Source organism: Pseudomonadota bacterium (genome assembly GCA_016927275.1).
Lineage (GTDB): Bacteria > UBA10199 > UBA10199 > 2-02-FULL-44-16 > JAAZCA01 > JAFGMW01.
The window spans coordinates 1-3581 of the sequence record JAFGMW010000107.1; the positions used below are offsets into that span (position 1 = coordinate 1).

A 3581-nucleotide genomic window follows, 5' to 3' on the forward strand; every position below is an offset into this window, starting at 1 on the left:
GGATCGGGGCCCCATTTGACGCCACCAGAAACGCATAAAGTGTGTTTGTTTTTACAGGTTACGGGTCACGTGTCACGGTTTTTTGGGGAGCACCACGATGCCGTTTGTGACCCTGGCGAGGCCGGGCTGGTCGAGCTCGAACTCGCCGACCTTCGCGTAGATCTGCGTGGAGCTCCCTCCGTCGAGGGCCATCGAGTCGGGGCAGTCGAAACCTCCGTGGAACATGCTGCCGCCCATCCTCTTCGCCAGCTCCTTGAGCGAGATCCCGTGGCCGGATGTGACGAGCAGGATGACGCGGCTCCGGCGGTCGATGCCGACCGCCGAGCGGGCCGAGATCCCCTCCTTGAGCTTGGGGGTCGCACCCGCGATCGTGAGCCTGGGGCCTACCTGCAGGGCCATCGATATGTTGCCCGCGTACTGGAACTGAGAAGGCGCGGAGATGGAGGGCTTGTCCCCGGCTATGCTGAAGACGCTCCACCAGCTGGTGTTGTGGAGCGGCTTGAGCTGCCTGCCGTTTTTTATGATGAGGCCGATGGATGTGTGCTCGGGGGTGAAGAAGCCGCCGTTGATCGCGATCATGGCGCCCCTTGCCTTCGCCATCTCGGCCGCCGTCGTGCCCTTGATTTCGTTCTCAGCGACCGTCACGTCCAGCTCGTATTTCGCCGGGTCAATCCTGAATGCCGATATGGTGGTGCGCTGCCCCTCGACCACCTCGAAGGAGTAGGCGGCGTACTGCAGCCCCTCGGCCAGCTGCCTCCAGAGATAGGGCGACTTCGGAGTGGCGGAGCACTGCGCCGGCATCACAAGCACGATCATCAGGACCAACAGGTGTTTGATCTTCATGACAAGGCCTTCTCTGTCTCGCCGTAGCGTTGTCTCGCAGCCTGGCCGTCCCGGGCTCATCTTCCCCAGATGTCGACCGCGGTCCCCTCCGCAATCCTGTCCTGCCCGGCCACGACGACCATGTCGTCGTCCTTCAGCCCTCGGCCGATCTCGATGCGGCCGCCCCTGGTCTGCTCGGGTATGACCTGGACCTTGCGCGCCAGCCCCTTCTCCACCGTAAAGACGAAGTATCCGCGAGGCTCCCTTATCAGCGCCCCCTCCGGGATGAGATAGATGCGCCGCGTCCGGGCGCTTCTTATCTCGACGCCGGCCGCCATCCCCTCCTTGTACGTGCCCCCCGGGTTGGGGAGGCTGGCGCGCACGAGCAGCCTGTTGTCTTTCGGGTCCACCTTCGTGTCCACCGACATGACCCTGCCCTGCTCACGCCTCCCGCCGAGCGCCTGGAAGACGACGTCCACTCGCATCTCAGGCTTCACCTCCGCGGACATCTCCTGCCCTATTTTGAACTCCACGATCGCGGGGTCGATGCGCTGGACCGTCGCGACGGGGCTACCTGCCATGGCTATGGAGCCCGCGGCCACGTATCTCTTGGTGAGGACGCCGGCGATCGGGCTCAACACCGCCAGCTCCCCGATGTTGGCCTCGAGCCTGGATATGTCGCCCTGGATCCTTTCGATCTCCGCCTCGTCGTCGGCTACCTCCTTCTCCACGGCGTCGTACATCTCCTCGTCGATCCTTCCCTCGTCCAGGAGCCGGTCGCGGTTGCGCAGTACGTAGCTGTCTTTCTCGAGCTTGTTGCGCATCTCCCTCTGGTCGGCCCTGAGCCTCGCCAGCCTCACCGCGATCTCCTCCTCGGAGATGCGCGCTATCACGTCACCCTGGCCAACCGCCTCCCCCTCGGCCACGGCGAACGACTCGATCACCGCGTCCTCGGGCAGGGAGACGTCCACCCTCTCGGATGCCGAGATTGCGGCGGGCAGCTCGATGAGGGCCGCGCGGTCCTCGAAGGCCACGGTCTCGACGGTCACCGGCACGCCCGCTGAGCCGCCTTTGAGCAGCTTCGAGAGGAAGCCGCCGCGCTCGTTGGAGCAGCTGAACGCCACTATCACGGCGGCGGCAAGAGCTATCAGGATGGCTGATTTCATAACCCTCTAATCCGGCTGGGGATTATATTGAATAAGGGGCGGTAGGCAACGGAAAAGGGCCATCCATTGCCCTTGACGATGGAACGGACGCATGATAACTGACCGCTTCCTTTTTTCTAGATAATTCAAGGGGTTCTTATGGTCGAAATGGAAGTTCTGGTGTCGCTCTGCAAGCGGCGGGGCTTCATATATCAGTCGAGCGAGATCTACGGCGGGATCAACGGCTTCTGGGATTTCGGGCCGGTGGGCTGCGAGCTCAAGCGCCGCATCAAGGAGTCGTGGTGGAGGCGCATGGTCCAGGAGCGCGACGACGTCGTCGGTATCGACACCTCGATCATCGCGCATCCGCAGACTTGGATCGCCTCCGGCCACGTGGCCAGCTTCAACGACCCCATGGTGGACTGCAAGCAGTGCAAGCGCCGCTTCCGCCTCGACGAGATTCCCTCCGGCGCCGACGGGAAGCCGGAGCAGAAATGCCCCGAGTGCGGCGGCGAGCTGACCGAGGCGCGCGAGTTCAACCTCATGTTCCAGACCCATGTGGGCGCGACGGCGGACAGCGCCTCGATCGCGTATCTGCGTCCCGAGACCTGCCAGTCCATATTCACCCAGTTCAAGAACGTCCAGACCTCCACCCGCAAGAAGGTGCCGTTCGGCATAGCGCAGGTGGGAAAGGCGTTCCGCAACGAGATCACGCCCCGCAACTTCATCTTCCGCTCGCGCGAGTTCGAGCAGATGGAGATGGAGTTCTTCTGCCACAAGGACGAGGCGGACAAGTGGTTCGAGTTCTGGGTGAATGACCGCCACCAGTGGTTCAGGGACATAGGCATAAAGCCGGAGAAGCTGCGCATAAGGCCCCATCAGCACCACGAGCTCGCTCATTACGCCAAGGCCTGCATGGACGTCGAATATGAGATGCCGTTCGGCTGGTCGGAGATGGAGGGGATCGCCAACCGAACCGACTACGACCTGCAAAACCACATGCGCGAGTCTGGCAAGGACCTCACCTACTTCGACGAGGCGCGCAAGGAGAAGTTCGTGCCGCACGTCGTGGAGACCTCGATCGGCGTCGACCGCACGGCGCTGGCGGTGCTCGCCGACGCATACCGCGAGGAGGACGTGCGCGGCGAGACGAGGGTCGTCATGGGGTTCGCCCCCTCGATCGCGCCGGTCCAGGCGGGGGTGCTGCCGCTGTCGAACAAGCTGCGCGAGCCGGCGAAAAAGCTCGAGACCGATCTCCGCAGGCACTTCCGCACCGAGTACGACGACGCGGGCTCGATCGGCCGCCGCTACCGCCGCCACGACGAGATCGGAACGCCGTTCTGCCTGACATACGACTTCGACTCGGAGAACGACCATGCGGTCACGGTCCGCGACCGCGACACCATGCAGCAGGACCGCGTCCCCATGGAGAAGGTGGCGGACCATCTCAGGGACAAGTTCGGCTGCTGATTTTTTTGACAACTTGTTCGGTTTTGGGTGACGTACGGCATATGGCGCCGTTTTGACGGAGAGGATCGGGGCACTCTTCGCAGCGGGGCTCGAGGAGGGCGGATTCCGTAGCCTGTGATGATCCGACCGACGAAAGCCCAGCGA

The 3581-nt window shown here is 63.3% G+C and carries 3 protein-coding genes; 1 reads left to right on the plus strand and 2 read right to left on the minus strand.

The window, feature by feature from the left end; genetic code table 11:
* Positions 1 to 72: 72 nt before the first annotated feature.
* A complete protein-coding gene (locus JXA24_07490) occupies positions 73 to 843 on the minus strand; it encodes a phosphodiester glycosidase family protein (GenBank protein ID MBN1283596.1) in 771 nt (256 codons plus the stop codon).
* A 56-nt stretch (positions 844 to 899) separates the two neighbouring features.
* Positions 900 to 1988: an efflux RND transporter periplasmic adaptor subunit gene (locus JXA24_07495; GenBank protein ID MBN1283597.1), complete on the minus strand. Its 1089-nt coding sequence runs from the start codon at positions 1986 to 1988 to the stop codon at positions 900 to 902.
* A gap of 138 nt (positions 1989 to 2126) precedes the next feature.
* Here JXA24_07495 and JXA24_07500 point away from each other — a divergent pair, with 138 nt between their 5' ends.
* Positions 2127 to 3437 carry a glycine--tRNA ligase gene (locus JXA24_07500; protein ID MBN1283598.1) on the plus strand — a complete coding sequence of 437 codons (1311 nt, stop codon included), beginning with the start codon at positions 2127 to 2129 and terminating at the stop codon, positions 3435 to 3437.
* Positions 3438 to 3581: the final 144 nt, after the last annotated feature.

What these genes read in the sequence shown, in the direction of transcription:
- JXA24_07490 (MBN1283596.1), bottom strand. Translation starts at nt 843, where the DNA reads ATGAAGATCAAACACCTGTTGGTCCTGATGATCGTGCTTGTGATGCCG.
- JXA24_07495 (MBN1283597.1), bottom strand. Translation starts at nt 1,988, where the DNA reads ATGAAATCAGCCATCCTGATAGCTCTTGCCGCCGCCGTGATAGTGGCG.
- JXA24_07500 (MBN1283598.1), top strand. Translation starts at nt 2,127, where the DNA reads ATGGTCGAAATGGAAGTTCTGGTGTCGCTCTGCAAGCGGCGGGGCTTC.